Raw genomic sequence first — 23060 nt, 5'->3', positions numbered from 1 at the left:
ACAGCGCATGCATGGACCTGAATGGCTGGAACGCGGCATGGGCCATGTCTGGCTGCCCTATGCCCAGATGCAGACTGCCCTGCCCCCGCTGGCCGCCACGGCCACGCAGGGATGCACCATAACGCTGGCCGACGGGTCGGAACTGACTGATGGCATTGCCTCATGGTGGACTGCCTGCCATGGCTATAACCATCCCCATATCCGTCATGCCGTGCAGCAGCAGCTGGAATGCATGCCGCATGTCATGTTCGGCGGCCTGGTCAACAGGCCGGCGCTGACACTGGCCACACGGCTGGCGGACATGCTGCCCGGTGATCTGGAGCGGGTGTTCTTTACCGATTCCGGTTCCGTCGCCGTTGAGGTGGCGATGAAAATGGCAATCCAGTACTGGCTCAACCGTGGCCAGGCAGGGCGTACGCGCCTGCTGGCCTTCCGTGGCGGCTATCATGGGGATACCATGGCCACGATGGCCGTGTGCGACCCTGAAGAAGGCATGCACAGCCTGTACAATGGCGCCCTGCCCGAGCATTTCATAACCGACCTGCCAACGGATGACGCGCGCACGCAGGCACTCGATACCCTGCTGGCACAATCGGCGGACCGTATCGCCGCGATTATTGTCGAGCCGCTGGTACAGGGAGCCGGGGGCATGCTGTTCCATGCGCCCGATGTCCTGCGCACCCTGCGCCGACTGGCTGACCGGCATGGCGTGCTGCTGATATTTGATGAGATATTTACCGGCTTTGGCCGCACCGGCACGATGTTCGCCTGTGAACAGGCTGGTGTCGTGCCGGATATCATGACCCTGTCCAAGGCGCTGACCGGTGGGACCATGGCACTGGCGGCCACGGTCGCACGCCGGCATGTGTTCGAGGCATTCCTGTCCGACAATCCGCTGCATGCGCTCATGCATGGCCCGACCTTCATGGCCAATGCCATGGCCTGTGCCTGCGCCAATGCCTCCCTCGACCTGTTCGAGCGCGAACCCCGGCTGGAACAGGTGGCGCGCATCGGTGCCCGGATGCGCGCCGGACTGGAAGCCTGCCGCTCCCTGCCGCACGTGGTGGATGTACGAGTGATGGGCGCGATCGGCGTGGTGGAACTGGACCGTATACCGGATATGAACGCACTCAAGACCGCGCTGGTCGGGCAAGGGGTATGGGTCCGGCCATTCCGCAGCATCGTCTATCTGACACCGGCCTTTACCATTACGTCAGCCGAACTGCGTAAGCTGACCACGGCCATCCATACGGTCCTGTCCAGTCCGGTGCAGGTTTGACGGATCGATGGCTAGGCCATTGGTGACAAATCTGGTATGGAAAGGAATGACTTTTTTTCAGCATCGATCCTGGCGCATGACAAATCATGACAGCAAGCGACAGATCGTGCTGAAGATCCTGTCCGACGGCAAGGCGCGTTCGGTCAGGGAAATCGGGGACCTGTTCCCCGAACTTGGCACCTATCATGCCCGGCTGGCGCTGCAGGCGCTGCGTAATCAGGGGCTGGTAACGGTTGAAGACGCACCTGAATCGGCAGATGGCCGCAAGCGCAAGGTCTGGCGGCTGGTCAATTCATGTAACTGACCATACGGCTGCCCGCATGGCCTGACGGGATCCCCACCCGGCTGGCGGATGGGGATATCCGTATCAGGAGGAACTGGATTCCAGTTCTTCCTTTTTTTCCACCGGCGGCTTGGCACGGCGTGGCGCGCGCGGAACACGCGGTGCGCGCGGGGCCGGGGCTGCGGGGGCTGCTTCTGGCGTAGCGGCTGCAATCGGGGGCTGGGGCGCGGTTTCTTCCGGCTGGGCAGGCGCGGCGATGGCAGGCTGTTCCCCCGCTTCATCCATAACCGTATCCGTCGGCTGCCGGTTGTCCGGCATGGGACGCGGCTGACGGCTGTTCATGCGTTCCTGCTGGCTCTGCTGTGCCGCCTGCGTCATGGCATTGAGAATGCGGAAATAATGCTCGGCGTGCTGGAAATAGGCTTCCGCCATCACGCGGTCGCCCGTGCTGCTGGCATCACGACCGAGCTGAAGGTATTTTTCAAACAGTTGCTGCGCCGTACCACGCACGCGCAGGTCAGGCCCATTACTGTCAAAGACATGGTTGCGGTTCAACGGGATCTGGCCATTGTTATGGCGTACGCTTCCGCCATTGCTGCCGCCCGAACGATTGTGACGGCCTCGCATGCGTTTCATGTTCATAAGCTGTCGCAGCACTTTCCTGTTGCCGGTCGCTGGCGCTGCCCTGGACCGTGGGGCGGTCTTGCCCGTCCCGTCTGTTGCCATAGTGATTGTCCGGTTGATACCGGACCGGATCCCTGCGCATGGCGGAACCCCGAGGGTTCATGTCGCCAGCTGTTCTGTTTTGCAATCGGGATCGCTCGCGTGGGAATGGAATAGCATGAAAGCGTGCTGTTCGTGTTCCCTGCGCCTTTGGAATATACCGTGCGTATTACCTTCTGCCAAATTATTTTTTTATCACCAGCGCCCGTCCTGTTCCCCCCAGGTCGGGGCGGACTTCCATTACTTCCAGTCCGCTGCGCTGCATGAGTGCGGGCACGCTGTGGTCCTGACCTATTCCCAGTTCCAGCACCGCGATACCACCTGGCGCAAGCAGCGTGGGCAGGTCTGCTGCCAAGGCACGATAGGCTACCAGCCCGTCAGCACCCCCATCCAGCGCGCGGATGGGTTCATGTTCCACCACATCGGGCATGAGGCCGGACAGTTCGGCATGCGCGATATAGGGTGGATTGCTCAGCACAAGGTCAAACGGGCCGCCCGTGGCGTCGGCCCAGTTGCAGCACAGGGTCATGCAGCGTGATCCAAGTCCGTTGCGCATGGCATTGCATGCGGCCAGCCGGGCCGCCTGCGGGTTGATGTCGGTGCCAATGCCGGTAGCGTGCGGATATTCCGCCAGCACCGCAAGCACAAGGCAGCCCGTACCCGTACCGATATCCAGCACGCGCAGCGGCCGCGTGCGGTCCGGCAGGTGGTGCAGCACGGCCTCGATCAGTGTTTCGCTATCCGCGCGCGGGATCAGCGTGGCGGGGGACACCGCAAGGTCAAGCGACCAGAAGCCGGCCTGCCCCGTAATGTAGGCCATCGGCTCATGGTTAAGGCGGCGGGCCAGAACCCGGGTGAACATGGCATGGGCCGTGTCGTCCAGCACATCGATGCGCAGCAGGCCTGCAAGATCGGTGCCAGCGGCATGGGCGGCCAGCAGCCGGGCCTCACGCTGGGGGGCTTCGATGCCGGCGTTACGGAGCCGGGTCGTGGCGTTTGACAGGAGCATGCGCAAATTTGCGGGTGTGGGGGCCATGGTCTCTTTCATCATGGCTGCTTTCCGTCATATTTAGGCATCATGCAAATTCCGCTTCGTTCATTCCGCCCTGACCGCGCCCTGCTTGCCGCAGTACTGTGCACCATTCTTGCCACCCCTGCCCTTGCCGGGTCGTTCGAGGTGGAGGATGGCTATGGCGAGGGCGAAGTTTCCGAGGTCTCGCGTCTGTATGTGGACGAGCAGCTTGTCACGACCTTCCACCTTGATCATGACCATACCACCCAGACTGCCCATATCGAGACGCCTGTCAGCCGTGTGAACCACAGCTATGCCCTGTGTGGCGAGATCACCATCCGGCGCCCCGCCGGTAAGATCGAGATCCATCAGGTCAGTGGCGAAGGTGTGCTGCACGAGCCGGACGGCCACCATCTTGTTGCGCTGGGCGCGCGCAATTTTACCGAATTCTATCTGGCCGACCCCGATGATCCCAATGTGGTCGAGCGCCATCCCGGCCGCAGTTCGCTGTGCGCGGCCCCCACGTCATAACGGGCCCTGCCTGCTTCAGCCTTCATCCGCCGCAAGCAGGGCGGCCTGTTCTTCCTGTGTCAGGGCATCGACAAACTCGTCAAGTTCACCGGCCATGACACGGTCGATCTTGTAGAGTGTCAGGCCGATGCGGTGGTCGGTTACGCGCCCCTGCGGGAAGTTGTACGTGCGGATGCGCTCGGAACGGTCACCGGTGCCGACCTGTGCGCGCCGGTCGGCAGCACGGGATTCATGGGCTGCGGCCCGGTTGCGCTCATACAGGCGTGCGCGCAGGATCTTCATCGCCTTGGCGCGGTTCTTGTGCTGGCTCTTCTCTTCCTGCATCGCCACCACGATATTGGTGGGCAGATGGGTGATGCGCACGGCACTTTCGGTCTTGTTGACGTGCTGCCCCCCTGCCCCGGATGCGCGATAGACATCAATGCGCAGGTCGCATTCATTGACTTCCACATCCACTTCTTCCGCCTCGGGCAGGACGGCCACGGTCACGGTGGAGGTATGGATGCGGCCCTGGCTTTCGGTCGCAGGCACGCGCTGCACCCGGTGCACGCCGGATTCGTATTTCAGCCGTGCAAACACGCCGCGCCCGGTTATGCTGGCGATCCCTTCCCGCAGGCCGCCCAGTTCCGACTGGTCATATTCTAGCACCTCGAAGCGCCAGCCACGCAGGTCGGCATAGCGCTGATAGGTGCCAAACAGTTCGGATGCGAACAGTCCCGCCTCGTCACCGCCTGCGGCGGGGCGGATTTCAAGGATGGCGCTGCGCTCGTCCGCCTCATCACGCGGCAGCATGGCCAGGCGGATATCATGACGGAGGTCCGGTATCTGCGTGCGCAGCGCGTCAAGTTCGGCCTGTGCCAGTTCCCGCATTTCCGGGTCGGCCAGCATCTGGCTGGCATCGCGCTCCGCCTCTTCCGCCGCACGCAGGGCATTGACGCGGGCCACGATGGGTTCAAGTTCGGCATATTCGCGTGAGGCCTGGCTAAAATCGGCCCCCGACAGCCCTTCGGCCAGCAGGGCCTGCAATTCGTCGCAGCGGGCAACGATACGGTCCAGACGGTCGTCAAACTGTGCCACGGTTCAGGCTTTCGTGGCGGAACCGGCGCGCAGGAAGCCAGCCACCCCATCCATCGCCACCTCGGCCTGCTGCCCGCTGTCCAGATCCTTGACCTGCACCACGCCACGCGCGATTTCGTCACTGCCGATCACGATGGCATGGGTGGCGTTCATGCGGTTGGCGCGTTCCATCCGGCGCTTCATGTTGCCGCGATAGGAGGTCTCGGCCCGGATACCCGCGGCGCGGACGGCCTGCAGGACTGTCAGCGCCGCCGCCTGTGCATCCGCCCCCATGGGGATGACGGCCACGGGGCGTGGGTCCCCGGGGCTGTCGGCCAGCAGCATGGACAGGCGCTCGATCCCGCCTGCCCAGCCAATGGCGGGCGTCGCCGGACCACCCATCTCGGCCACCAGCCCGTCATACCGCCCGCCGGCAAGCACGGTCCCCTGCGCGCCCAGGCGTTCGGTTACGAATTCGAATGCGGTATGACCGTAATAGTCCAGCCCGCGCACGATGCGCGGATTGTGCCGGAACGGCACGCCCATCACGTCAAGCGTGCGGCGCAGGCCATCCCAGAATTCCTGTGCGTCGGGGGTCAGGAACTGGTCGATCGTGGGTGCATCGGCCACAAGGGCGCGATCCTGCGCGGCCTTGCTGTCGAGTATGCGCAGCGGGTTGCGTTCCAGCCGGGTCTGGCTGTCGGCTGACAGTTCATCACGGCGGTCAGTGAAATAGGTGACCAGCGCCGTGCGCCACGCATCGCGGCTGGCGGTGTCACCCAGCGTGTTGAGTTCCAGCACCACTTCCGCGCCAATGCCCAGAGCATTCAGCACGTCGCGGCCCATGGCGATGATCTCGGCATCGGCCAGCGGTTCGGCAGCCCCTAGCAGTTCCGCCCCGATCTGGTGGAACTGGCGGTAACGCCCCTTCTGCGGGCGTTCGTAGCGGAACATGGGGCCGGCGTAGAATGCCTTCTGCGGCAGGGACTGCGTCAGGCCGTTGGTGACCAGCGCACGGCAGATGGCGGCCGTACCCTCGGGGCGCAGGGTCAGGGATTCACCGCCACGGTCCTCGAAGGTGTACATCTCCTTCGAGACGACATCGGACGTATCGCCCAGCGAGCGTGAGAAAACCCGCGTATCCTCGAATATGGGGGTCGACCATTCATCAAACCCGTACAGGCTGACAATACGGCGTGCGGTCTCCACCACATGGTTGAAACGCCTGCGCTCTTCGCCGATCAGGTCGTGGGTGCCACGAACGGGCTGCAAACTGCTCACTAAGCGATATTCCTGCATTGAATCCGGCCCACCCGGGGGAAGGCGGGCCGGTGGCCGCGTACCGGGTGTGGCGCGCGGCGTGTACCCTCAGTCCGCGGTGGACATGCTGGCCTCACGGGCCATTTCCTCGGCGGGCGTGTTGTTGGCGTCAGCCGCCTGGAGCTGCTCCACCTTCTTTTCCACCAGTTCGACAATGTGCTCGATCATGTCGCCCGCGGGCATGGTGTGGTCCTGCTTGCCTGCGGAATAGACCATGTGACGGCCCGAACCGCCGCCGGTCACGCCGATATCGGTCATCAGTGCCTCACCGGGGCCATTGACCACGCAGCCGATGATCGACAGCGTCATGGGCGTCTTGATGTGCGCCAGCCGGTCTTCCAGCGTCTGCACGGTCTCGATCACGTTGAAGCCCTGCCGCGCGCAGGACGGGCAGGAAATGATCTTCACGCCACGGTGGCGCAGGCCGAGCGACTTGAGGATATCCCAGCCGACCAGCACTTCCTCTTCCGGCTCGGCGGAGAGCGAGACCCGCATGGTATCACCCACGCCAGCCCACAGCAGGTTGCCCAGCCCGATGGAGGACTTGACCGTGCCCGCGCGCTTGCTGCCCGCCTCGGTAATCCCGATATGCAGCGGGTGGTCGCATACATCGGCCAGCTGCTGGTAGGCGGCAACGGCCATGAACACGTCCGATGCCTTTACGCTGATCTTGAATTCATGGAAGTCGTGGTCTTCCAGAATTTTCGCATGTTCCAGCGCGCTCTCTACCAGCGCGTCGGGGTTGGGCTCACCGTATTTTTCCAGCAGATGCTTTTCCAGTGAACCGGCATTCACGCCGATGCGGATCGAGCAGTTGTGGTCTTTGGCTGCGTTCACGACTTCCCGCACGCGCTCGGCGCTGCCGATGTTGCCGGGGTTGATGCGCAGGCACGCCGCCCCCGCCTTTGCTGCCTCGATGGCGCGCTTGTAGTGGAAGTGGATGTCAGCCACGATGGGAACATTCACCTCGCGCACGATTTCAGCCAGCGCCTTCGTGCTTTCCTCATCGGGGCACGAGACGCGCACGATGTCCACGCCCGCCAGTTCGGCGCGGCGGATCTGGGCGATCGTGGCCTCGGCGTCGGTGGTCAGCGTGTTGGTCATGGTCTGGACCGAAACCGGGGCGTCACCACCGACCGGCACGCTGCCGACATGGATCTGCCGCGACTTGCGGCGCTCGATATGCTGATAAGGACGATAGCTGCTCATTTTGTGCCCTCCAGATAAGGCGGCGGTCTGTGCTCCGGCCCGCCGTGGCGGGACACGGTAACGACCCGAAAATCTGTTACATGCCGGTTTGCGGCATGGGAACCATCAGGGCCATGCCGTGGAAGACCATCCTACTCCGGATTGATGTGCTGCGGGAGGGGCGGCGAGAGATTATTGCCGTTCCCTGTCGTGGTCATGTCCGCTGGCGCTGTCTCGGCCGTGGTGGATGGCATGGCCGGATGGATGTTCTGTACCGGTGCCGGGGCATGCATGACGGACCCGTCAGCCACTGCCGCCGGATTCAGCGGGATATTGCGCCTGACTTCCCCATTGCGGCCCAGCGGCTGTGTGGTCACGCTGCCGGTGCTCAATGTCAGGCCGCCCGCATTGCCAACCGTCAGTACAAGTCCGGTCTGGTCAGCAGGGGCCTGCCATGTCTCGCCGGGCTGGAGTACGTGGTCATACAGCACGGGACCACCGGTCTTGCGGACCTGGACCCATGTCGCCGCAGTTGCATTCAGGGTGACCGCATCCGTCGTGGCGGCCGCAGCTGCCGGGGACTGTGCCGCCGCTGACGGCTGGGTCAGTAAGTTGCGGTCTTCCCCCATCTTTTCCAGTGGCTGGGATGGGGCTGCGGGCATGGGCGGGCTGGATGGCTGGGGCGCCGGGGTGGTGGCCGGGACGCCGGTCAGCGCCTCACGCTCCTGCGGGGGGAGCGGCTGCGGCGCGGGCCGTTCTTCCGCAGGTGGCAGCATGGAGGCGACCTGGGGCGATGCGGTGGTGGTGCTGGACGACAGGCCCGGCAGCGTCAGCCTGGTGGGAATGTCCGGTGCGCCGCCGGAGCTGCTCAGCCTGTACCAGCCGATATAGGCACCGACCAGGATCACGATACCGCACAGCAGCAGTACGCCCGTGGGCAGCCCGCGCTCCGGCAGTGGCATGGGAAAGCTCAGTTCTGTCCGGCGGGTGAACGCGCCCCGGGTTTCCGTCTTGAATCGTTCGGCCAGCGGTTCGCTTTCCAGCCCCAGAGCCTTGGCGTAGGTGCGCAGGAAGCCGATTGCATAGGCGCTGCCCGGCAGTTCGGCGGCATGGCCTGATTCCAGTGCTTCCAGATATGGCAGGCGGATGCGCAGCCATGCCGCGACATCGGGCAGGTTCCAGCCCAGTTCCTCGCGTCGCGCCCGCAATATGTCCCCCACCGATGCGATGGGCGTGGTGCCTGGCGCGGGAGCCGTGGTACCGGGTGCGGATTTAGGGCGAAAAACGCGCTTGCCATCGGTCATCCGTAGCGGGCCCTCTCCTCCTGTCGGATCAGGGCATCAACGGCCTGATCGACCAATTCGTTGATAATCTCGCTGACCGGCTGCTCGCCCGTGATCATGCCGACGGACTGCCCGGCCATGACAGAGCCGTGCTCCACATCCCCATCAACCACGGCGCGACGCAGCGAACCAGCCCAGAAATGCTCGATGTCAAGCTGGGCGGCTTCCTTTGTCAGTTCACCGGCCTGGAAACGGCGCAGTGTTTCCGCCTGATGCTGCAGGAAGTCCCGCGTGCCCGCATTGTTCAGCCCACGCACGGGAATGACCGGGAAACGTTCATCAAGCTGTACGGATGTCACGGCATCGCGCGCGTTGGCGCGGATGAAGGCCTTCTTGAACCGCTCATGTGCGATGCTTTCGCTTGACGCGGCGAAACGCGTGCCAAGCTGCGCGCCCGCGGCGCCAAGCTCCAGGTATGACAGGATCGCATCCCCACGGCCCAGCCCGCCCGCCACGAATACCGGCACATCGTGTACATGCGGCAGGATTTCCTGCGCCAGTACGGTCAGCGATACGGGGCCGACATGGCCGCCTGCTTCCGATCCCTCGATCACCAGCGCATCAATGCCCGAGCGGATCAGCCTTTTGGCCAGGACCAGCGCCGGGGCGAAGCCGATGGCCCGGGCCCCGCCGTCCTTGATCGCACGGATCACGGGGCCGGACGGAATGCCGCCCGCCAGCACGATATGGGACACACCCGCGTCAAGGCACACGCGTACCAGGTCATCCAGCCGGGGGTGCATGGTGATCAGGTTGACGCCAAAGGGGCGGCTGGTCAGGGCCTGGGTTGCCGCGATTTCCTCGGCCAGACGCTCAGGCTCCATCGCACCGCAGGCCAGTACGCCAAAGCCACCCGCGTTGGAAATGGCGGAGACAAGGTTGCGTTCGCTGACCCACGACATCGCCCCGCCCAGCAGCGCATATCGGCTGCCCAGGAACCGGGTGCCGCGCCCGCACAGATGGTCGAGCCGGCTGCGGGCTTCCGCCCTGCGGGCCGGGTCAGCCAGGGCGGTGGCCGTGGCGTTCGTCATGCCGGTGGCGCTCACGCCGCGTCCAGTCCGTAGGCGGTATGCAGGGCACGGACCGCAAGTTCGGTATATTCCGACGCAATCAGCACGGAAACCTTGATTTCGCTGGTGGAAATGACCTGCACGTTGATGTTGCGCTCGGCCAGCGTGCGGAACATGGTGCTGGCTACACCGGCATGCGAGCGCATGCCGACACCCACCACGCTGATCTTGACCACGCTGTCATCGGTCTGCACTTCGGCATAGCGGGTGGTGGCACGATGCGCCTCCAGCACGGCAATGGCGCGCTCCAGGTCGGTCTTGCCGACCGTGAAGGTCATGTTGGTCATTCCGTCATCGCCCGTGCTCTGGACGATCATGTCCACGTTCACGTTGGCGTCGGCCAGCGGGCCGAACACGCCTGCCGCGATGCCGGGGCGATCAGGCAGCTGGCGGACGGAAATCTTGGCTTCGTCCCGGGAGTAGGCAATGCCGGCGACCTGTTCCTGTTCCACGATCTCGTCCTCATCCACAACTATTGAACCGGGCAGGTGCCCCTCGGATGGCGCCGGGCCATCATTGAAACTGGAGAGTACCTGCACCCGCACGCGCTCTTTCATGGCCAGTTCCACGCTGCGCGTCTGGAGCACCTTGGCCCCGACGGATGCCAGTTCCAGCATCTCCTCGTAGGTGATCCTGTCAAGCTTGCGGGCCTTGGTAACAATACGGGGGTCGGTTGTATATATGCCGTCCACATCCGTGTAGATGTCACAGCGGTCGGCCTTCAGCGCCGCCGCCAGCGCCACGGCCGATGTATCGGAACCGCCGCGTCCCAGCGTGGTGATGCGCCCGTCCGGACCGATGCCCTGGAAGCCTGCCACGACCGGCACTTCCCCCGCCCGCATGCTGCCGATCAGGCTGGTGCCGTCAATGGAGACGATCCGGGCCTTGCCATGTGCATCGTCCGTACGCAGCGGGATCTGCCAGCCCAGCCACGAGCGTGCGTTCACACCCAGTTTCTGCAGTGCTATGGCCAGCAGGCCACTTGTTACCTGCTCGCCCGTTGCAACGACCGTGTCGTATTCGCGTTCATCGTGCGTGGGCGAGAGATCGCGGCAGTAGCCGACAAGGCGGTTGGTCACGCCGGACATGGCGGAGACGACAACGGCCACCTCGCACCCGGCCTCGACCTGTTTCCTGACTTTTTCCGCCACGGCGCGAATCCGGTCCAGATCGGCAACGGAGGTGCCACCGAATTTCATCACGATCCGCGGTACGGTAGGGGACATTGGAATAATGGCTCCATAAAGGCTACGGGCTGCAACGGATCCCGGCCATGGCAGTGCTTGGCCAATGCGGGGCATTGCGGTTATGCAAGCCGCGTCACATACATCTCCCCAGCTTCCGCGTCCAGCGGGAGAAAGCCAAATGAAAGGCGGTGCACCCATGCAGCATCACGATTCGCCCGTTCTGTCGGCAGATTCGGTCGCCCCGGAAGAGATCGCCCATTTCAGCGATCTCGCCGCCAACTGGTGGGATCCCGCCGGCCCCATGCGCCCGCTTCATGCCATGAATGACCTGCGTACCGGCTGGAGCATGCGCCACCTGCCCGCCCCCCTGGCTGCGGATGGCGCGCGGCGCACGTTGCTGGACATCGGTTGCGGCGCGGGCCTGGCAAGTGAGGCCTTCGCCCGCGCGGGCTACGACGTAACGGGGCTCGACGCGTCCCAGGCCGCGATTACGGCGGGGCGTCTGCACCTGCGGCAGCATCCGCTGCCCGCATCTGCCGGTCCCCTCACCTACCGCTGCGCCAGCGCCGAGACCCTGATGGCCGAAGGCGAGCGCTTCGATGCGATTTCCGCGCTGGAAGTGATCGAGCATGTGACCGATCCCGCCGCCTTCCTGCGCATGCTGGCGACCCTGCTGTGCCCGGGCGGGGTCATGGTGGTATCGACCATGAACCGCACATGGCGCTCCATGGCCATGGCCAAGATCGGGGCGGAATACGTGCTGCGCCTGCTGCCCGTGGGCACGCATGACTGGCGCAAGTTCATTACGCCTGCCGAACTGGGCCGACATGCGGCGCAGGCCGGGCTGCGCGTCACTGACATTGCCGGTATGGTTCCCGGCCTTGGCGGCTGGCGTGAAAGCCGTGACCTTGCGGTCAACTACATAGCGGCCCTGGTGCGCGACTAGGCCGCGCACCGCCCGGCCATGGGCATCGTGGTTCAGACCGTGCTCATGAACGCGAATGTGGTCGGGCTGCCCACGGGGGTGAAGTTCCATGTGAAGTCCAGCACCCCGGTCTGGGCATTGACCTTGAAGGATGTGACGGAATCGCTGCGCTGGTTGGCGCAGAACAGGAAGTTGCCGCTGGGGTCGAACATCATCGCGCGCCCGTAATCGGCATGCATCCAGATTTCTTCCACCAGGTTCAGCGTGCCGTCGTCATTCACATGGAAGCTGGCCAGCGAATCGCCCAGCCGGTTCGACACATACAGGTATTTGCCATTGGGCGAGAGCAGGATGCCCGCCGCCAGCGTGCTGCCACGGAAATGGGGGGTTACGGTACTGACGGTCTGCTGCGGTACGATCTCACCCGTCTGGGGATTGAAGCTGGCAGCGACCACCTTCGAATCCTGCTCGCCCAGGATGTAGATCATCGTGCCCTTCTCATTGAACGAGAAGTGGCGCGGCGCGGAGCCCGGCGTCATGGAGATGAACGGAGTCTTTGCGGGCACGAGGCGGCCGGTATGCAGGTCAAGCGTCCATACATATACCCTGTCCAGCCCGGCATCGCACGCCAGCACGAACCGGCCCGACGGGTCGGACGCCACCATGTGCACATGCGAACTGGAATGGTCGCTTATCGCAAAATTGCCAGGCGGGTTGTCTGCTGCCCGGTCGGGCATCCGTGGCCCGGTATTGTGCACCACGTCCGTCGGGTCACCCAGTCCGCCATCGGGGTGGATGGGCAGCACGCCGACCGTACCCCCCATGTAGTTGGCTACCAGCACGTATCTGCCCGATGCATGCACGCTCAGGTGCGCGGGCACGGCACCGCCCGAGCGCACCACATTGAGCTTGGTCAGTTCGCCACTGGAGCGGTTGACGGAAAACGCGGTGACGCAGCCTTCCCCGTTGGCGTTGAAGTCACTGATTTCACTCAGGGCATACAGATGTCTGAAATCCGCCGACATGGCCATGAAGGAGGGGCTGGCAATGTCCACATAGGTCATGAGCGGCGAGAGGCTGCTTGTATCCGGGTTCATTTCAAACACGGAAATCCCCTGCCCGTTGCCAGCACCGCCCGGCGGCCCGTGCTGGGTATAGCCGCCGATATAGCAGATGATGCGTGGCTTGGCTGCGACCTGTGCCACGGCGCGGCGCGACACGGCGGGCACGCCCATTGCTGCCAGGGTGGTGGCGAAGGCGCGGCGGGAGATGTTGCTGCTCATGGAATAAGTGTCGTCCCCATTGGTCTGGAAGTGTGTTCTTGGGCCATCAGGGCAGTTTGCATGCCGGGCCAATGGTTCCGGTATAGCGGCTCCAGGTTTCCGTTTCACCAAATAAAGGCACGGCCACGAAGCCGCGCAGCTTCAGGTCACCAGACTGTGAAACCCACAGCTTGGCATGGTAGACATGTCCCGTATCCGGGTCGGTCACACGTCCGTTCCAGTGGCCCGGTGTGTCCGTATCAGGGGTGAAGCCGTTTAGCATGGGCAGGTTGCATTCCACTTCCCCGCGCTTGTCGCGCGGCATGTCGGTCTCGTAGCGCAGACCCACCAGATGGCCGCAGACTTCCTGCCCGCAATGGAATATCTCGAACACCCCGTCATGGTCCTTGGTCATCCACCGGCCCATGATGTCCGGTTCCGCCGCCCGTGCGTGGGTGATGGGCATGGCCATGGGGGCGAGTACCATGCCCACGGCGCACAGCGTGGCACCCACGCGGCGCGCCAGGTGTCGCGCCAGATGGTGGCCGGCGTGGCGCGGGTGGTTGTCCCTTTTGCTGTCATGCATTTCAAATCATTCCCCGACATGGCGCGGGACCGGACGGGGTCGGCCCGGGCCGCGCGCTTGCGTGTTCGTCTAGCTGTCGGCCCGCCGGACCCAGGGTATGGCGTGGACTTCCACGCCTTCCTCATCCAGTTCGGCCTGCTCCTGTGCGGTCATGTTACCGTATATGCTACGGGATTCGCGCGTGCCCCGGTGCATGTCCAGGGCTTCCTGGGCAAAACGGTCGCCCACGTCATCACAATGCTCCTCCACCGTCTGCCGCATTTTCTGTAACAGAGCGATCATGGCATCGGGCACCACCCCTGGCGCATGGCCGGGTGGCGTGGCGGCCGGTGGCGGGACTGTTTCATCTTTCGGTGCGGGAATCGGGGCCGTATGGACCGCGGGTGCCATGAGGGCGCGGGTCACGTCATGTGTTCCGCATTGCGGGCAGCACAGCAGGCCATCGGCGGCCTGCCGCTCGAATGCGCCGCTGCCGGGAAACCATCCCTCGAATTCATGGCCTGCGCCACAGCGCAGCTGATACCGGATCATGCCCTCTCCACCTGTATCGCGTGTCAGTCCGCCGCCAGCAGGCTGTCCAGCCTGCCTGCGCGTTCCAGTGCCATCAGCTCATTACAGCCACCTACGGGTGCATCGCCAATGAAGATCTGCGGCACGGTGGTGCTGCCGCCGGAGCGGCGGATGGATTCCGCCCGCGCGGGGGTGCCGTGCGGGGCATTGATTTCGTTGAACGGGACACCCTTGTGCGCCAGCAGGCGCACCGCGCGGATGCAGTAGGGGCAGCCGGGCTGGGTATAGATGTCGATCGTGGGCATTGTATCTTCACTTCGTTGTTGTCGTATTCGCGCCGTGCCGGGCGGGTGGCCCGTGCAGCTTATCCTATTGTTGTTCATGCTGGCCACAGGCACGCGCCGCGGCCAGCACGTCAACCTGTCCGGCCCCTGCGCCAAGCAGGGCATGGGTGCAGGCCGCAAGGGTCGCCCCCGTGGTCATGACATCGTCCACCACGATCACATGCCGCCCCCGTATCGCTGCCAGGTGCCGGGCGCGTACGCCAATCGTGCCGCGCATGACGTCATGGCGTGCAGACCGGCCCAGCCCTTCAAGCGGGCGGGTGGCGCGGATGCGCTCCAGCCCGTCGACCATGACCGGCGACCCGGTCAGGCGACCAAGCGCGCGGGCCAGCAGGCCTGCCTGGTTATAGCGGCGGCCAAACAGCCTGATCCGGTGCAGTGGAACAGGTATGAGCAGGCTGTCTGGCCCAAGCAGCCCCATGGCTGCCCGTGCCATGTAACGGGCCAGCAGCCCTGCGTTTTCCGTGCGGTCGGCATATTTCAGCGGCAGGATAAGATTGCGGGGCATGTCGTCATAGACCATGGCGGCGCGTCCCTGCGCCCATGGCGGCGGGTCCCGGGTGCAGGATGTGCAGGTCATGTCGGGGCCACCTGCCGCGCGGGAAGCAAAAGGCTGTGCGCAGCGGCGGCAGCACGGTGCGGCAAGAAGGTGAATCTGGCTGACACAGGTCGCGCACAGGTGGCCCGCCCGGTCTACGGCCTCCCCACAGCCAAGGCAGGATGGGGGGAAAAGTGTGTCGAGCAGACGCGTCGCGGTCCGTCGCCACGGGGAAGATGGGGGAAAGCGGGTCATGCGCTCACATGATCGTGGGCTTGGCAGCGGCGGGACATGGGCGCACATCATGACCATGAACGCCGAGGTGCCGCAGATATTCGACCGCCATGCCGTGCGCCTTCATCGCGACCGCGCGGCGGCCCGCATGGTGGATATACGCCCCATCGTGGCGGAAGCCGCCACGCGCCTGCTGGATCGGCTGGATGATGTGACCCGGTCCTTTGGCACGGCGCTGGACGTGGGTGGCCGGGGTGTGGTTGCCCCCGCCCTGCGCGCGCGCGGCATCGCCACCGTGGCGACCGATCTTTCGCCACGCCTGTGCGGGCAGGACAGTGGCCCCGCCGTATGCATGGATGGGGAATGGCTGCCCTTTGCCCCCCACAGCTTTGACCTGGTGGTGGCCTGCCTGTCGCTGCACTGGGTGAATGACCTGCCGGGCCTGCTGGCGCAGGTGCGCCGCATACTGGTGCCCGACGGGCTGTTTCTGGCATGCATGCCGGTGCTGCCTACGCTGGGCGGGCTGCGCCATGCGCTGCTGGAAGCCGAAATGGCGCGGCGCGGCGGGGTTTCGCCACGGGTGTCGCCCTTTCCCGGCCTGCGGGACTGTGCGGGCCTGCTCCAGCGTGCGGGATTCGCGCTGCCGGTGGCGGATGCGGATGTGATCCATCTGTCCTACCGTACGCCCTTCGGGCTGCTGGACGACCTGCGCCACGGGGGGGAGACCAATGCCCTGCGCCAGCGCATGCGCGGCCTGACCCATCCAGGCCTGCTGGCGGATGCGCTTGGACGCCTGCCGCTGGCGGAAGACGGCAGCCTGGCGCAGGACCTGCATGTCGCGATGATGACCGGCTGGTCCCCTGCCCCCACCCAGCCACAGCCCCTGCAACCAGGGCAGTTCAGTATCAGCCTGGAAGATGCGCTGCGGCGTGGCAATCCGTAGCATGCGCCTGCCTTCAGCCGCCGGTCACGCTCATGTGGCGGGTCACGCGGGCCGGATCATCCGCGCTGCGACCGATCAGGAAGTCATGCCCGCGCGGCTTGCGCAGGATGGCGGCACGGACATGATCCATCATTTCCCCGTCATTGGCACCTGCACGAAGCGGCGCGCGCAGGTCGGTCGAGCCTTCATGCCCCAGGCAGGTATACAGCCTGCCGGTGCATGACAGCCGCACCCGGTTGCAGCTTTCGCAGAAATTGTGGGTCATGGGCGTGATGAAGCCGATCCTGCGCCCGGTCTGGGCAACGCGGGCGTAGCGTGCGGGCCCGCCGGTGCGCCAGGCCAGCGGTTCCAGCGTCCAGCGTTGCTCGAGCCTGCGGCGCACGCCAGACAGTGGCAGATAACGATCGGTCCGGTCCTCGCCCGTCTCGCCCATGGGCATGGTCTCGATCAGGCACAGATCCGCGCCGATCTCGCCGCACCATGCAATCAGGCTGTCGAATTCATCCGCGTTCACGCCCGCCATGGCCACGGTGTTGATGCGCACGGCCAGCCCCGCCTCACGCGCGGCATGGATGCCATCAAGCGTGCGGGCCAGATTGCCGCGCCGGGTTATGCGGGCAAACCGGGCGGGATCGAGCGAATCAAGGCTGACATTGACACGCCGCACGCCACAGGCATGAAGGTCGGCCGCGAATTCCGCCAGCCTGCTGGCATTGGTGGTCAGGGTCAGTTCATCCAGTCCCGGCTGGCCATCCGCCCGGCCAAGCCAGTGGCCCATTTCACGGAAAAAGGACATGACATCGCGCCGGACCAGTGGCTCGCCCCCCGTGACCCGCAGCCTGCGCACGCCATGACGGATGAAGGATGTGCATAGCCGCTCCAGTTCCGTAAGTGACAGGATCTGGGCCTTGGGCAGGAAGGTCATGTCTTCCGCCATGCAGTAGATGCAGCGCATGTCGCACCGGTCAGTCACCGATACGCGCAGGTAGGTCAGCAGCCGGCCGTAGGAATCGGGCAGTGGGGCAGTATCCATGCCATGTTTCCCCTATGGCAGTTCGGTCAGGCATACGACCGTGGCGTCAACCACCACCTTGCCCGCATGCGGGAACATGACCGTCACCCGGTGCCCGATGGCGGACTGGACCACGCCCACGCCCCATTCCGGGTGGTCGGGATGGCTGACAGGCTGCCCCGGCACAAGAAAGGATCGGAAAGGAGGTTGGGCCATTATGCTGCACGGTTCCTGCATGGGGTCATGACCGGCATATCGGACCGGTGCGGGCCTTATTAAACCCCATTGCCGGGCATACAACAAAAAAACGGTATCGACCCCCGGTGCGTCATGGGGGCGGATGGTCTTAATGTTCCGCGTCCGTCCCCGTAAAGTCGGGTGCCGCGATGCCTGACAGCGCAAGCTGGGCGCACAGTTCGGCCTTGAGCCGTTCCAGCGCCGACCTGCTCGCCGCTTCAGCCCGCGCCACCAGCAGTGCCTGGGTGTTGGAAGCACGCAGCAGCCACCATCCATCCACCGTGGAGACACGCACGCCATCAATGGCGCAGACCGTGGCCCCGCTTTTTTCCAGTCGGGATGCTACTTCCGCAATCACGTCGAATTTGCGTGATTCCGGGCAGTCGAAGCGCAGTTCGGGAGTGGAAAAGGTAGCGGGAAGCGCCTTGCGCACCGCTGACAGGGGCATGTCGAGCCGCGAGACGATCCCCAGCAGACGGATGGCGGCATACAGCGCGTCATCAAACCCGTACCACCGGTCGGCAAGGAAGATATGACCAGACATTTCGCCCGCCAGCGGGGCCTGTGTTTCGGCCATCTTGGTCTTCATGGGGGAGTGGCCGGATTTCCACATGAGCGGCGTGCCACCGGCGCGCGCAATTTCATCGAACAGGGTCTGGCTTGCCTTGACATCGGCAATGATCGTGGCGCCGGGATGCTCGCGCAGCACGTCCCGCGCCAGCAGGACCAGCAGCTGGTCTGCCCATAGGATGGTGCCCGTGTCATCCACCACGCCAATCCTGTCGGCATCGCCATCAAAAGCCATGCCGATGTCGGCACCGTCCTGCCTGACTGCATCGGCAAGCTGGCGCATATTGGCCGGGATGGTCGGGTCGGGATGATGGGCGGGAAAGCGGCCATCAATTGCGGCATTGAGAATGCGGTGTGTGCCGGGCAGTCTGCTGGTCAGCAGGGACAGGACTTCCCCGGCGGCGCTGCTGGCATTGTCCCATATCACTTTCAGCGGGCGTGGGCCGTCATCGCGGTCGCGCAGTAGGCGCGCGACATAATCGGACCTGATATCCACGTCATGCGTGGTGCCGGGGTAATGTGGCACTACATCCCCCGCGGCGGACAGCCGCCCCAGTTCCCTGATCCGTGCACCAAAGAATGGCCTGTTGGCGCACACCATCTTGAAGCCGTTGTGGTCCGGCGGGTTGTGGCTGCCCGTAACCATGACCGCCCCGTCCGCCCCAAGGGCAATCGAGGCGAAATACAGCATCGGTGTCGGCCCGCAGCCAATGCGCTGCACCACCATGCCGGAGGCCACGGCCCCTTCCACAAGCGCACGCTCGAGGGCAGGAGACGAAAGCCGCCCGTCATGGCCGATGACAATGCGCCAGCCACCCGCCCGTGCCACCATGCTGCCGAAGGTACGGCCGATGGCATAGGCGTCTTCCGGGCCGAGGGTCGTCCCGACAACCCCGCGGATATCATATTCCCGCAGGGTCGAGGGATCGAACCGATGCTGGAAGATCATTTATACTTTTTCAGGAATTCCCGAACGTCGCCCGCCAGTTCCTCACGCTCCAGCGCAAAGGCGATCTGGGCTTCAAGGAAGCCGACCTTGCTGCCGCAGTCGAAACGCTTGCCTTCGTAGCGGAACCCGTGGAACGGCACATGCCCGATGGTCTTGGCCATGGCGTCCGTCAGCTGGACTTCACCACCGGCACCCTTTTCGAGCTTGGCAAGGTGCTTGAGCACATCCGCCGTCAGCACGTAACGGCCGATCACGGACAGGGTGGAGGGCGCATCCTTCGGGTCGGGCTTTTCAACCAGGCCCTTGACCTCGACGGTCTTGCCATCGTCATGGCCAACATCAAGGATGCCGTAGCTGCCGGTCTGCTCACGCGGCACTTCGGTTACGGCCAGGACATTGCCGCCGGTCTTGTTGTAGACCTCGACCAGCTGGCCGATGCACGACTTCTTGCTCTGCACTACGTCATCGGGCAGCAGGATGGCAAACGGGTCATTGCCGATGAACTCACGCGCACACCAGATGGCGTGGCCCAGGCCCAGCGGCTCCTGCTGGCGCACGGACAGCATGGAACCCGGGGTGACGCGGGTTGCTTCCAGCGCCTTCAGGGCCGACGCCTTCTTGCGGGCCTTCAGGGTGTCTTCCAGTTCATAGGAAATATCGAAATAATCGATCAGGGAATCCTTGCCCCGGCTGGAAACGAGGCAGAATTCCTCGATGCCGGCTTCGCGTGCCTCGTCAATCGCATACTGGATGAGCGGACGGTCAACGACGGTCAGCATTTCCTTGGGCACGCACTTGGTGGCAGGCAGAAAACGCGTTCCAAGACCGGCAACCGGCAATACGGCTTTTTTAAGGGGCTTAATCACTAATATTTACCTCAAGATGCATGACAGAAACAGAAAACATCCCCTTGTAGTCTGTTATCATGATGAAAACAGGGCATGGGGTGCTTCCAGATGGCAAGGATGTAGCGCGCCCTATCAGGACCAGACATGATTTAAATCACGATTCCTTCCTGAAACCACCACGTATCATGGATGTTTCAACTTTTTGTCACAATTCCATGCATGGAACGTTGCCTGCGCGATTCCTGTGCAGGTTGAGGGGCATACACGGATTTTGTGGGGAGAGATCATGACTTTTTCAGGGCACGGCCTGCGGTCCTACCCGGAAAAGTGACGTATCCGTCCGGTTGCCATGCCATCTGGCGATCATGCCATCCATGCGTGGGACATGCGCGGGCATGGGCTCCCCTTCTGTGGAAAGAGAATCCCGTTACGTGGCATTTTTAAAGGAAAACAGGGTGGTGCGGCCAAGAAGACTCGAACTTCCACGGGGTTGCCCCCACAAGCACCTCAAGCTTGCGCGTCTACCATTCCGCCATGGCCGCAACGTGACAACGATGATCGACTGGGCGATACCGTCATGACGATGAAGGGGCGTATAACCGATGGAAGGCGCGCGGGCAATGACTGAAAACGAGTTTTTATGGCACAGGGCGCCGGATCTGGTCCCCTACCCGACCGCACTGGCGGAAATGGAGGCCCAGGCCCGCGGAATTCGGGGGGGCACGATGCCCGAGCGCGTGTGGCTGCTTGAACATCCCCCCACCTATACCGCTGGCACCTCGGCCCGGGAATCGGACCTGTTCAACCCACGGGGCTATCCGACCTATCCCGCCGGGCGTGGCGGGCAGTGGACCTATCATGGCCCGGGGCAGCGGGTGGCCTATGCCATGCTGGATCTGGCGAAACCCCACGGCATGGTGCCCGCGCGTGACCTGCGCGCCTATGTCCACACGCTGGAGGAATGGCTGATCCGTGCCCTCGCCCGCTTCGATGTGGCTGGCGAGCGTCGGGCCGAGCGTATCGGGGTGTGGGTGGTCGATCCCGCCACGGGACGGGAAGAAAAGGTGGCTGCCATCGGCGTGCGTGTATCGCGCTGGGTCAGCTGGCATGGGGTGGCGCTCAATGTGGCGCCTGACCTGAGTGATTTTGGCGGGATCGTGCCCTGTGGCATCAGCGACTACGGTGTGACCAGCCTGGCGAAACTGGGGCGGCATGCGACCATGCAGGATGTGGACGCGGCACTGGCCGCGACCTGGCCGGAATGCTTTGGCCCGATTCCCTGCGCACGGGGGTAACCCGTGCGCCGCTCTCACATTTAATTGCTGGCGGACAGGGTAAACATCGTGTCGGGCCAGGGCTGCCCGCTTGCCGCGGCATTGCTCAGGTCAAGGCGGATGTGCTGGCGTTCCACATCCGTCATCTCGATCACGAGCAGCGAGAGCCTGCCCCCGATATCGGAGAATCCGAGCGTGAGGATCCCCTGTGACGGGCTGTCCGCGCGCGCAAGCGAGACCTGCAGGCTGTTTGCGCCATGCTGCACCGCCGTGACCAAGATCTGGCCGGACAGATGCACGGGCTGTTCCAGGATCAGGCCGAGCGGCTGGTGGCCAAGTGACATGCGGGTGACCGATTCGCGGCGGTGATCGACAAACAGCAGGTGGCCATCGGCCGCCACCAGCTTCATCGCCCCCGGCGTGGTGTAGTCCAGGCGCAGCCGGCCGGGATCATAATGCATGACCCCCTGTCCCTTGCCGCCATCGGGCCATGTCTGGACAAAATCGGCCTGCAGTCCGCGTGATGTGTTCAGGTAGGCCTCGACCCGCTCGATATCGCCGCGCTGGTCCAGTGCCTGCCGGTCGGGCACGCCGGCGCAGGCGGCCAGCAGGGTCAGCAGCCCACCCATCATGAGCCGCCGCGTGGCAAAGGGGAAAGCAGGCTTCATGCCACATCCATCCGTGCCTGTTCGGCAGGCGTGCGCAGCACGAGGGAGAGCGCATGCATCCCCCCTGCGAACTCGGCCGCCAGCAGGTCATGCACCATGCGGGAGCGCTGCACGCGGCCCACGCCATCAAAGGCGGGGCTGACGACCAGCACGTTATAGTGACTTTCACCTGCCTGCACGCCATTGTCGCGCATGTGGACGTGATGGGCGTGGCGGGCGCTGTCATCCTTGATCTGCAGTTCCACGGGGGCGAGGTTTTCGCGTAGGATACGCTCGATCCGTCCGGCCCGTCCGGTTGCTTGCTGTTCCATTGGCGGCTCCATGATAGCGGGATCATTCATTGCACAGCTTCGCTCTTGCACGAAGTATGAACAGGCGCACATAACGACAATGATGAAGAGAAGGAACACCCGGCACCGCGCCTTTGACCCCGATCCGGATGCTCCGGACCGCTGCTGCGACATGCATGACTGCGACAAGCCCGCAGGCTACCGGGCGCCGCGATCACGTGATGCGCTGAACAAGTATTTCTGGTTCTGCCTTGAACACGTGCGCGAGTACAATTCGCGGTGGGACTACTACCGTGGCATGAGCCCCGGCCAGATCGAGGCGCATATCCGTGCCGATACGTCATGGAACCGCCCGTCCTGGAAACTGGGACAGGGAGGCGCCGCCCATGCCTTCAGCGAGGAAGACGTGCTCGACCCCCTGGACCTGCTCAGGGGGGCGGCAAGGGCACGCGCACGCGCCACGCGCCGCAGGCAGGAGGAAGACCGTCGCGCGGACGCGCCGCAGGCGCTCAGATATCCGCTGGGGGTGCTCGATCTGGGCTGGCCCGTCTCGATGGAGGAACTCAAGGCCCGCTACAAGGACCTTGCCCGCCGCCACCACCCCGATGCCAATGGCGGCGACCGCAGGGCGGAAGAACGCTTCAAGGGCATAAACATTGCCTATGCCGCCGTGCGGGCCCACCTTGTGGCGGCAGGCGGGCAGGATGGCATGGCCCGCAGCGCCTGAATGCACACCACCACAATACCGGTGCGTTCCCATCGTAACGCCGCCATGGACTGGCAGGCTGTTACATATATGCCTATAGTCAAGGCCCGGTATGCACGCCCCGCGCAGGCATGACGGGCCAAAACCGACGAAGTGACGGACGAGAAAAAGC

26 protein-coding genes and 1 tRNA gene are annotated in these 23060 nt (G+C 64.2%); 7 read left to right on the top strand and 20 right to left on the bottom strand.

The features are described from left to right. The first annotated feature begins 7 nt into the window (after positions 1-7). Both LDL32_RS04215 and LDL32_RS04210 read left to right on the top strand, forming a co-directional pair. Positions 8-1279: an adenosylmethionine--8-amino-7-oxononanoate transaminase gene (locus LDL32_RS04215; RefSeq protein ID WP_233064716.1), complete on the top strand. Its 1272-nt coding sequence runs from the start codon at positions 8-10 to the stop codon at positions 1277-1279. 46 nt (positions 1280-1325) lie between these two features. Further along, the gene (locus LDL32_RS04210; protein ID WP_233064715.1) at positions 1326-1583 is read left to right on the top strand and encodes a hypothetical protein; all 258 of its coding nucleotides are present in this window, start codon (positions 1326-1328) and stop codon (positions 1581-1583) included. 63 nt (positions 1584-1646) lie between these two features. On the opposite strand, the gene LDL32_RS04205 is transcribed toward LDL32_RS04210, so the two are convergent. After that, positions 1647-2198 carry a DUF4167 domain-containing protein gene (locus tag LDL32_RS04205; protein ID WP_370636633.1) on the bottom strand — a complete coding sequence of 184 codons (552 nt, stop codon included), beginning with the start codon at positions 2196-2198 and terminating at the stop codon, positions 1647-1649. A gap of 271 nt (positions 2199-2469) precedes the next feature. After that, on the bottom strand, positions 2470-3333 hold the full coding sequence (gene prmC, locus LDL32_RS04200; protein WP_233068690.1) for a peptide chain release factor N(5)-glutamine methyltransferase: 864 nt from the start codon (positions 3331-3333) through the stop codon (positions 2470-2472). Positions 3334-3363: 30 nt separating this feature from the next. Between prmC and LDL32_RS04195 the strand changes: the two genes are divergently transcribed. Continuing rightward, positions 3364-3828 (top strand): hypothetical protein, encoded by a 465-nt coding sequence (locus LDL32_RS04195; protein ID WP_233064714.1) that lies wholly within the window; start codon positions 3364-3366, stop codon positions 3826-3828. Positions 3829-3843: 15 nt separating this feature from the next. On the opposite strand, the gene prfA is transcribed toward LDL32_RS04195, so the two are convergent. The 6 genes from prfA to LDL32_RS04165 all read right to left on the bottom strand — a co-directional run bounded on the left by prfA (position 3844) and on the right by LDL32_RS04165 (position 11031). After that, positions 3844-4905 (bottom strand): peptide chain release factor 1, encoded by a 1062-nt coding sequence (gene prfA, locus LDL32_RS04190; RefSeq protein WP_233064713.1) that lies wholly within the window; start codon positions 4903-4905, stop codon positions 3844-3846. Positions 4906-4908: 3 nt separating this feature from the next. Continuing rightward, complete coding sequence (hisS, locus tag LDL32_RS04185; RefSeq protein ID WP_233064712.1) at positions 4909-6165, bottom strand: histidine--tRNA ligase; 1257 nt, start codon at positions 6163-6165, stop codon at positions 4909-4911. An 87-nt stretch (positions 6166-6252) separates the two neighbouring features. Further along, entirely contained in the window at positions 6253-7413 is a 1161-nt protein-coding gene (gene ispG / locus LDL32_RS04180; RefSeq protein ID WP_233064711.1) for a flavodoxin-dependent (E)-4-hydroxy-3-methylbut-2-enyl-diphosphate synthase, read from the bottom strand. 131 nt (positions 7414-7544) lie between these two features. Beyond that, complete coding sequence (locus LDL32_RS04175) at positions 7545-8696, bottom strand: helix-turn-helix domain-containing protein (RefSeq protein WP_233064710.1); 1152 nt, start codon at positions 8694-8696, stop codon at positions 7545-7547. Next, positions 8693-9766 carry a nitronate monooxygenase family protein gene (locus LDL32_RS04170; RefSeq protein WP_233068689.1) on the bottom strand — a complete coding sequence of 358 codons (1074 nt, stop codon included), beginning with the start codon at positions 9764-9766 and terminating at the stop codon, positions 8693-8695. The genes LDL32_RS04175 and LDL32_RS04170 overlap by 4 nt, the downstream gene beginning before the upstream one ends. A gap of 11 nt (positions 9767-9777) precedes the next feature. Next, entirely contained in the window at positions 9778-11031 is a 1254-nt protein-coding gene (locus LDL32_RS04165) for an aspartate kinase (protein WP_233064709.1), read from the bottom strand. A gap of 157 nt (positions 11032-11188) precedes the next feature. Between LDL32_RS04165 and ubiG the strand changes: the two genes are divergently transcribed. After that, positions 11189-11938, top strand: coding sequence for a bifunctional 2-polyprenyl-6-hydroxyphenol methylase/3-demethylubiquinol 3-O-methyltransferase UbiG (ubiG, locus tag LDL32_RS04160; RefSeq protein WP_233064708.1), 750 nt, complete (start codon positions 11189-11191; stop codon positions 11936-11938). A 32-nt stretch (positions 11939-11970) separates the two neighbouring features. Here the strand turns inward: ubiG and LDL32_RS04155 are convergent, their stop codons facing one another. From LDL32_RS04155 to LDL32_RS04135, 5 genes are all read right to left on the bottom strand, one after another. Beyond that, positions 11971-13200, bottom strand: coding sequence for a lactonase family protein (locus LDL32_RS04155; protein WP_233064707.1), 1230 nt, complete (start codon positions 13198-13200; stop codon positions 11971-11973). A gap of 46 nt (positions 13201-13246) precedes the next feature. Continuing rightward, a complete protein-coding gene (locus LDL32_RS04150; RefSeq protein ID WP_233064706.1) occupies positions 13247-13765 on the bottom strand; it encodes a DUF2147 domain-containing protein in 519 nt (172 codons plus the stop codon). Positions 13766-13834: 69 nt separating this feature from the next. Beyond that, complete coding sequence (locus LDL32_RS04145) at positions 13835-14296, bottom strand: DUF1178 family protein (protein ID WP_233064705.1); 462 nt, start codon at positions 14294-14296, stop codon at positions 13835-13837. Positions 14297-14319: 23 nt separating this feature from the next. Then, entirely contained in the window at positions 14320-14580 is a 261-nt protein-coding gene (gene grxC, locus LDL32_RS04140; RefSeq protein ID WP_233064704.1) for a glutaredoxin 3, read from the bottom strand. Positions 14581-14644: 64 nt separating this feature from the next. Then, positions 14645-15412 carry a ComF family protein gene (locus LDL32_RS04135; RefSeq protein WP_233064703.1) on the bottom strand — a complete coding sequence of 256 codons (768 nt, stop codon included), beginning with the start codon at positions 15410-15412 and terminating at the stop codon, positions 14645-14647. Here LDL32_RS04135 and LDL32_RS04130 point away from each other — a divergent pair. Then, a complete protein-coding gene (locus tag LDL32_RS04130; RefSeq protein WP_233064702.1) occupies positions 15411-16334 on the top strand; it encodes a methyltransferase domain-containing protein in 924 nt (307 codons plus the stop codon). The genes LDL32_RS04135 and LDL32_RS04130 overlap by 2 nt on opposite strands. A gap of 13 nt (positions 16335-16347) precedes the next feature. On the opposite strand, the gene moaA is transcribed toward LDL32_RS04130, so the two are convergent. The 5 genes from moaA to LDL32_RS04105 form a co-directional block, all read right to left on the bottom strand. Then, positions 16348-17367, bottom strand: coding sequence for a GTP 3',8-cyclase MoaA (moaA, locus tag LDL32_RS04125; protein WP_233064701.1), 1020 nt, complete (start codon positions 17365-17367; stop codon positions 16348-16350). A gap of 12 nt (positions 17368-17379) precedes the next feature. Continuing rightward, positions 17380-17562, bottom strand: a complete 183-nt coding sequence (locus tag LDL32_RS04120) for a DUF3553 domain-containing protein (protein ID WP_233064700.1) — start codon at positions 17560-17562, stop codon at positions 17380-17382. 130 nt (positions 17563-17692) lie between these two features. Beyond that, positions 17693-19102 carry a phosphoglucomutase/phosphomannomutase PgmG gene (gene pgmG, locus LDL32_RS04115; RefSeq protein ID WP_233064699.1) on the bottom strand — a complete coding sequence of 470 codons (1410 nt, stop codon included), beginning with the start codon at positions 19100-19102 and terminating at the stop codon, positions 17693-17695. Next, positions 19099-19968, bottom strand: coding sequence for a UTP--glucose-1-phosphate uridylyltransferase GalU (galU, locus tag LDL32_RS04110; RefSeq protein WP_041247593.1), 870 nt, complete (start codon positions 19966-19968; stop codon positions 19099-19101). The genes pgmG and galU overlap by 4 nt, the downstream gene beginning before the upstream one ends. Before the next feature lie 438 nt (positions 19969-20406). After that, a tRNA-Leu gene (locus tag LDL32_RS04105) sits at positions 20407-20492 on the bottom strand. 60 nt (positions 20493-20552) lie between these two features. Between LDL32_RS04105 and lipB the strand changes: the two genes are divergently transcribed. Further along, positions 20553-21245, top strand: a complete 693-nt coding sequence (gene lipB, locus LDL32_RS04100; RefSeq protein ID WP_233064698.1) for a lipoyl(octanoyl) transferase LipB — start codon at positions 20553-20555, stop codon at positions 21243-21245. A 20-nt stretch (positions 21246-21265) separates the two neighbouring features. Here the strand turns inward: lipB and LDL32_RS04095 are convergent, their stop codons facing one another. Further along, the gene (locus LDL32_RS04095; protein ID WP_233064697.1) at positions 21266-21892 is read right to left on the bottom strand and encodes an outer membrane lipoprotein carrier protein LolA; all 627 of its coding nucleotides are present in this window, start codon (positions 21890-21892) and stop codon (positions 21266-21268) included. Then, the gene (locus tag LDL32_RS04090) at positions 21889-22203 is read right to left on the bottom strand and encodes a BolA family transcriptional regulator (protein ID WP_233064696.1); all 315 of its coding nucleotides are present in this window, start codon (positions 22201-22203) and stop codon (positions 21889-21891) included. The genes LDL32_RS04095 and LDL32_RS04090 overlap by 4 nt, the downstream gene beginning before the upstream one ends. A 79-nt stretch (positions 22204-22282) precedes the next feature. Between LDL32_RS04090 and LDL32_RS04085 the strand changes: the two genes are divergently transcribed. Next, positions 22283-22909, top strand: coding sequence for a J domain-containing protein (locus LDL32_RS04085; protein WP_233064694.1), 627 nt, complete (start codon positions 22283-22285; stop codon positions 22907-22909). The last annotated feature ends 151 nt before the right edge of the window (positions 22910-23060 follow it).

The organism is Komagataeibacter sp. FNDCF1 (assembly GCF_021295335.1).
In the GTDB taxonomy this organism is placed as follows: Bacteria; Pseudomonadota; Alphaproteobacteria; order Acetobacterales; family Acetobacteraceae; genus Komagataeibacter.
The sequence above is the reverse complement of the archived record's forward strand: the minus strand, read 5'-3'. Positions and strand labels throughout refer to the sequence as shown.

What these genes read in the sequence shown, in the direction of transcription:
- LDL32_RS04215 (WP_233064716.1), top strand. Translation starts at nt 8, where the DNA reads ATGCATGGACCTGAATGGCTGGAACGCGGCATGGGCCATGTCTGGCTG.
- LDL32_RS04210 (WP_233064715.1), top strand. Translation starts at nt 1,326, where the DNA reads ATGACTTTTTTTCAGCATCGATCCTGGCGCATGACAAATCATGACAGC.
- LDL32_RS04205 (WP_370636633.1), bottom strand. Translation starts at nt 2,198, where the DNA reads ATGAAACGCATGCGAGGCCGTCACAATCGTTCGGGCGGCAGCAATGGC.
- prmC (WP_233068690.1), bottom strand. Translation starts at nt 3,333, where the DNA reads ATGAAAGAGACCATGGCCCCCACACCCGCAAATTTGCGCATGCTCCTG.
- LDL32_RS04195 (WP_233064714.1), top strand. Translation starts at nt 3,364, where the DNA reads ATGCAAATTCCGCTTCGTTCATTCCGCCCTGACCGCGCCCTGCTTGCC.
- ispG (WP_233064711.1), bottom strand. Translation starts at nt 7,413, where the DNA reads ATGAGCAGCTATCGTCCTTATCAGCATATCGAGCGCCGCAAGTCGCGG.
- LDL32_RS04175 (WP_233064710.1), bottom strand. Translation starts at nt 8,696, where the DNA reads ATGACCGATGGCAAGCGCGTTTTTCGCCCTAAATCCGCACCCGGTACC.
- LDL32_RS04170 (WP_233068689.1), bottom strand. Translation starts at nt 9,766, where the DNA reads ATGACGAACGCCACGGCCACCGCCCTGGCTGACCCGGCCCGCAGGGCG.
- LDL32_RS04165 (WP_233064709.1), bottom strand. Translation starts at nt 11,031, where the DNA reads ATGTCCCCTACCGTACCGCGGATCGTGATGAAATTCGGTGGCACCTCC.
- ubiG (WP_233064708.1), top strand. Translation starts at nt 11,189, where the DNA reads ATGCAGCATCACGATTCGCCCGTTCTGTCGGCAGATTCGGTCGCCCCG.
- LDL32_RS04155 (WP_233064707.1), bottom strand. Translation starts at nt 13,200, where the DNA reads ATGAGCAGCAACATCTCCCGCCGCGCCTTCGCCACCACCCTGGCAGCA.
- LDL32_RS04150 (WP_233064706.1), bottom strand. Translation starts at nt 13,765, where the DNA reads ATGCATGACAGCAAAAGGGACAACCACCCGCGCCACGCCGGCCACCAT.
- LDL32_RS04145 (WP_233064705.1), bottom strand. Translation starts at nt 14,296, where the DNA reads ATGATCCGGTATCAGCTGCGCTGTGGCGCAGGCCATGAATTCGAGGGA.
- grxC (WP_233064704.1), bottom strand. Translation starts at nt 14,580, where the DNA reads ATGCCCACGATCGACATCTATACCCAGCCCGGCTGCCCCTACTGCATC.
- LDL32_RS04130 (WP_233064702.1), top strand. Translation starts at nt 15,411, where the DNA reads ATGCGCTCACATGATCGTGGGCTTGGCAGCGGCGGGACATGGGCGCAC.
- LDL32_RS04135 (WP_233064703.1), bottom strand. Translation starts at nt 15,412, where the DNA reads ATGACCCGCTTTCCCCCATCTTCCCCGTGGCGACGGACCGCGACGCGT.
- moaA (WP_233064701.1), bottom strand. Translation starts at nt 17,367, where the DNA reads ATGGATACTGCCCCACTGCCCGATTCCTACGGCCGGCTGCTGACCTAC.
- LDL32_RS04120 (WP_233064700.1), bottom strand. Translation starts at nt 17,562, where the DNA reads ATGGCCCAACCTCCTTTCCGATCCTTTCTTGTGCCGGGGCAGCCTGTC.
- pgmG (WP_233064699.1), bottom strand. Translation starts at nt 19,102, where the DNA reads ATGATCTTCCAGCATCGGTTCGATCCCTCGACCCTGCGGGAATATGAT.
- lipB (WP_233064698.1), top strand. Translation starts at nt 20,553, where the DNA reads ATGGAAGGCGCGCGGGCAATGACTGAAAACGAGTTTTTATGGCACAGG.
- LDL32_RS04095 (WP_233064697.1), bottom strand. Translation starts at nt 21,892, where the DNA reads ATGAAGCCTGCTTTCCCCTTTGCCACGCGGCGGCTCATGATGGGTGGG.
- LDL32_RS04090 (WP_233064696.1), bottom strand. Translation starts at nt 22,203, where the DNA reads ATGGAACAGCAAGCAACCGGACGGGCCGGACGGATCGAGCGTATCCTA.
- LDL32_RS04085 (WP_233064694.1), top strand. Translation starts at nt 22,283, where the DNA reads ATGATGAAGAGAAGGAACACCCGGCACCGCGCCTTTGACCCCGATCCG.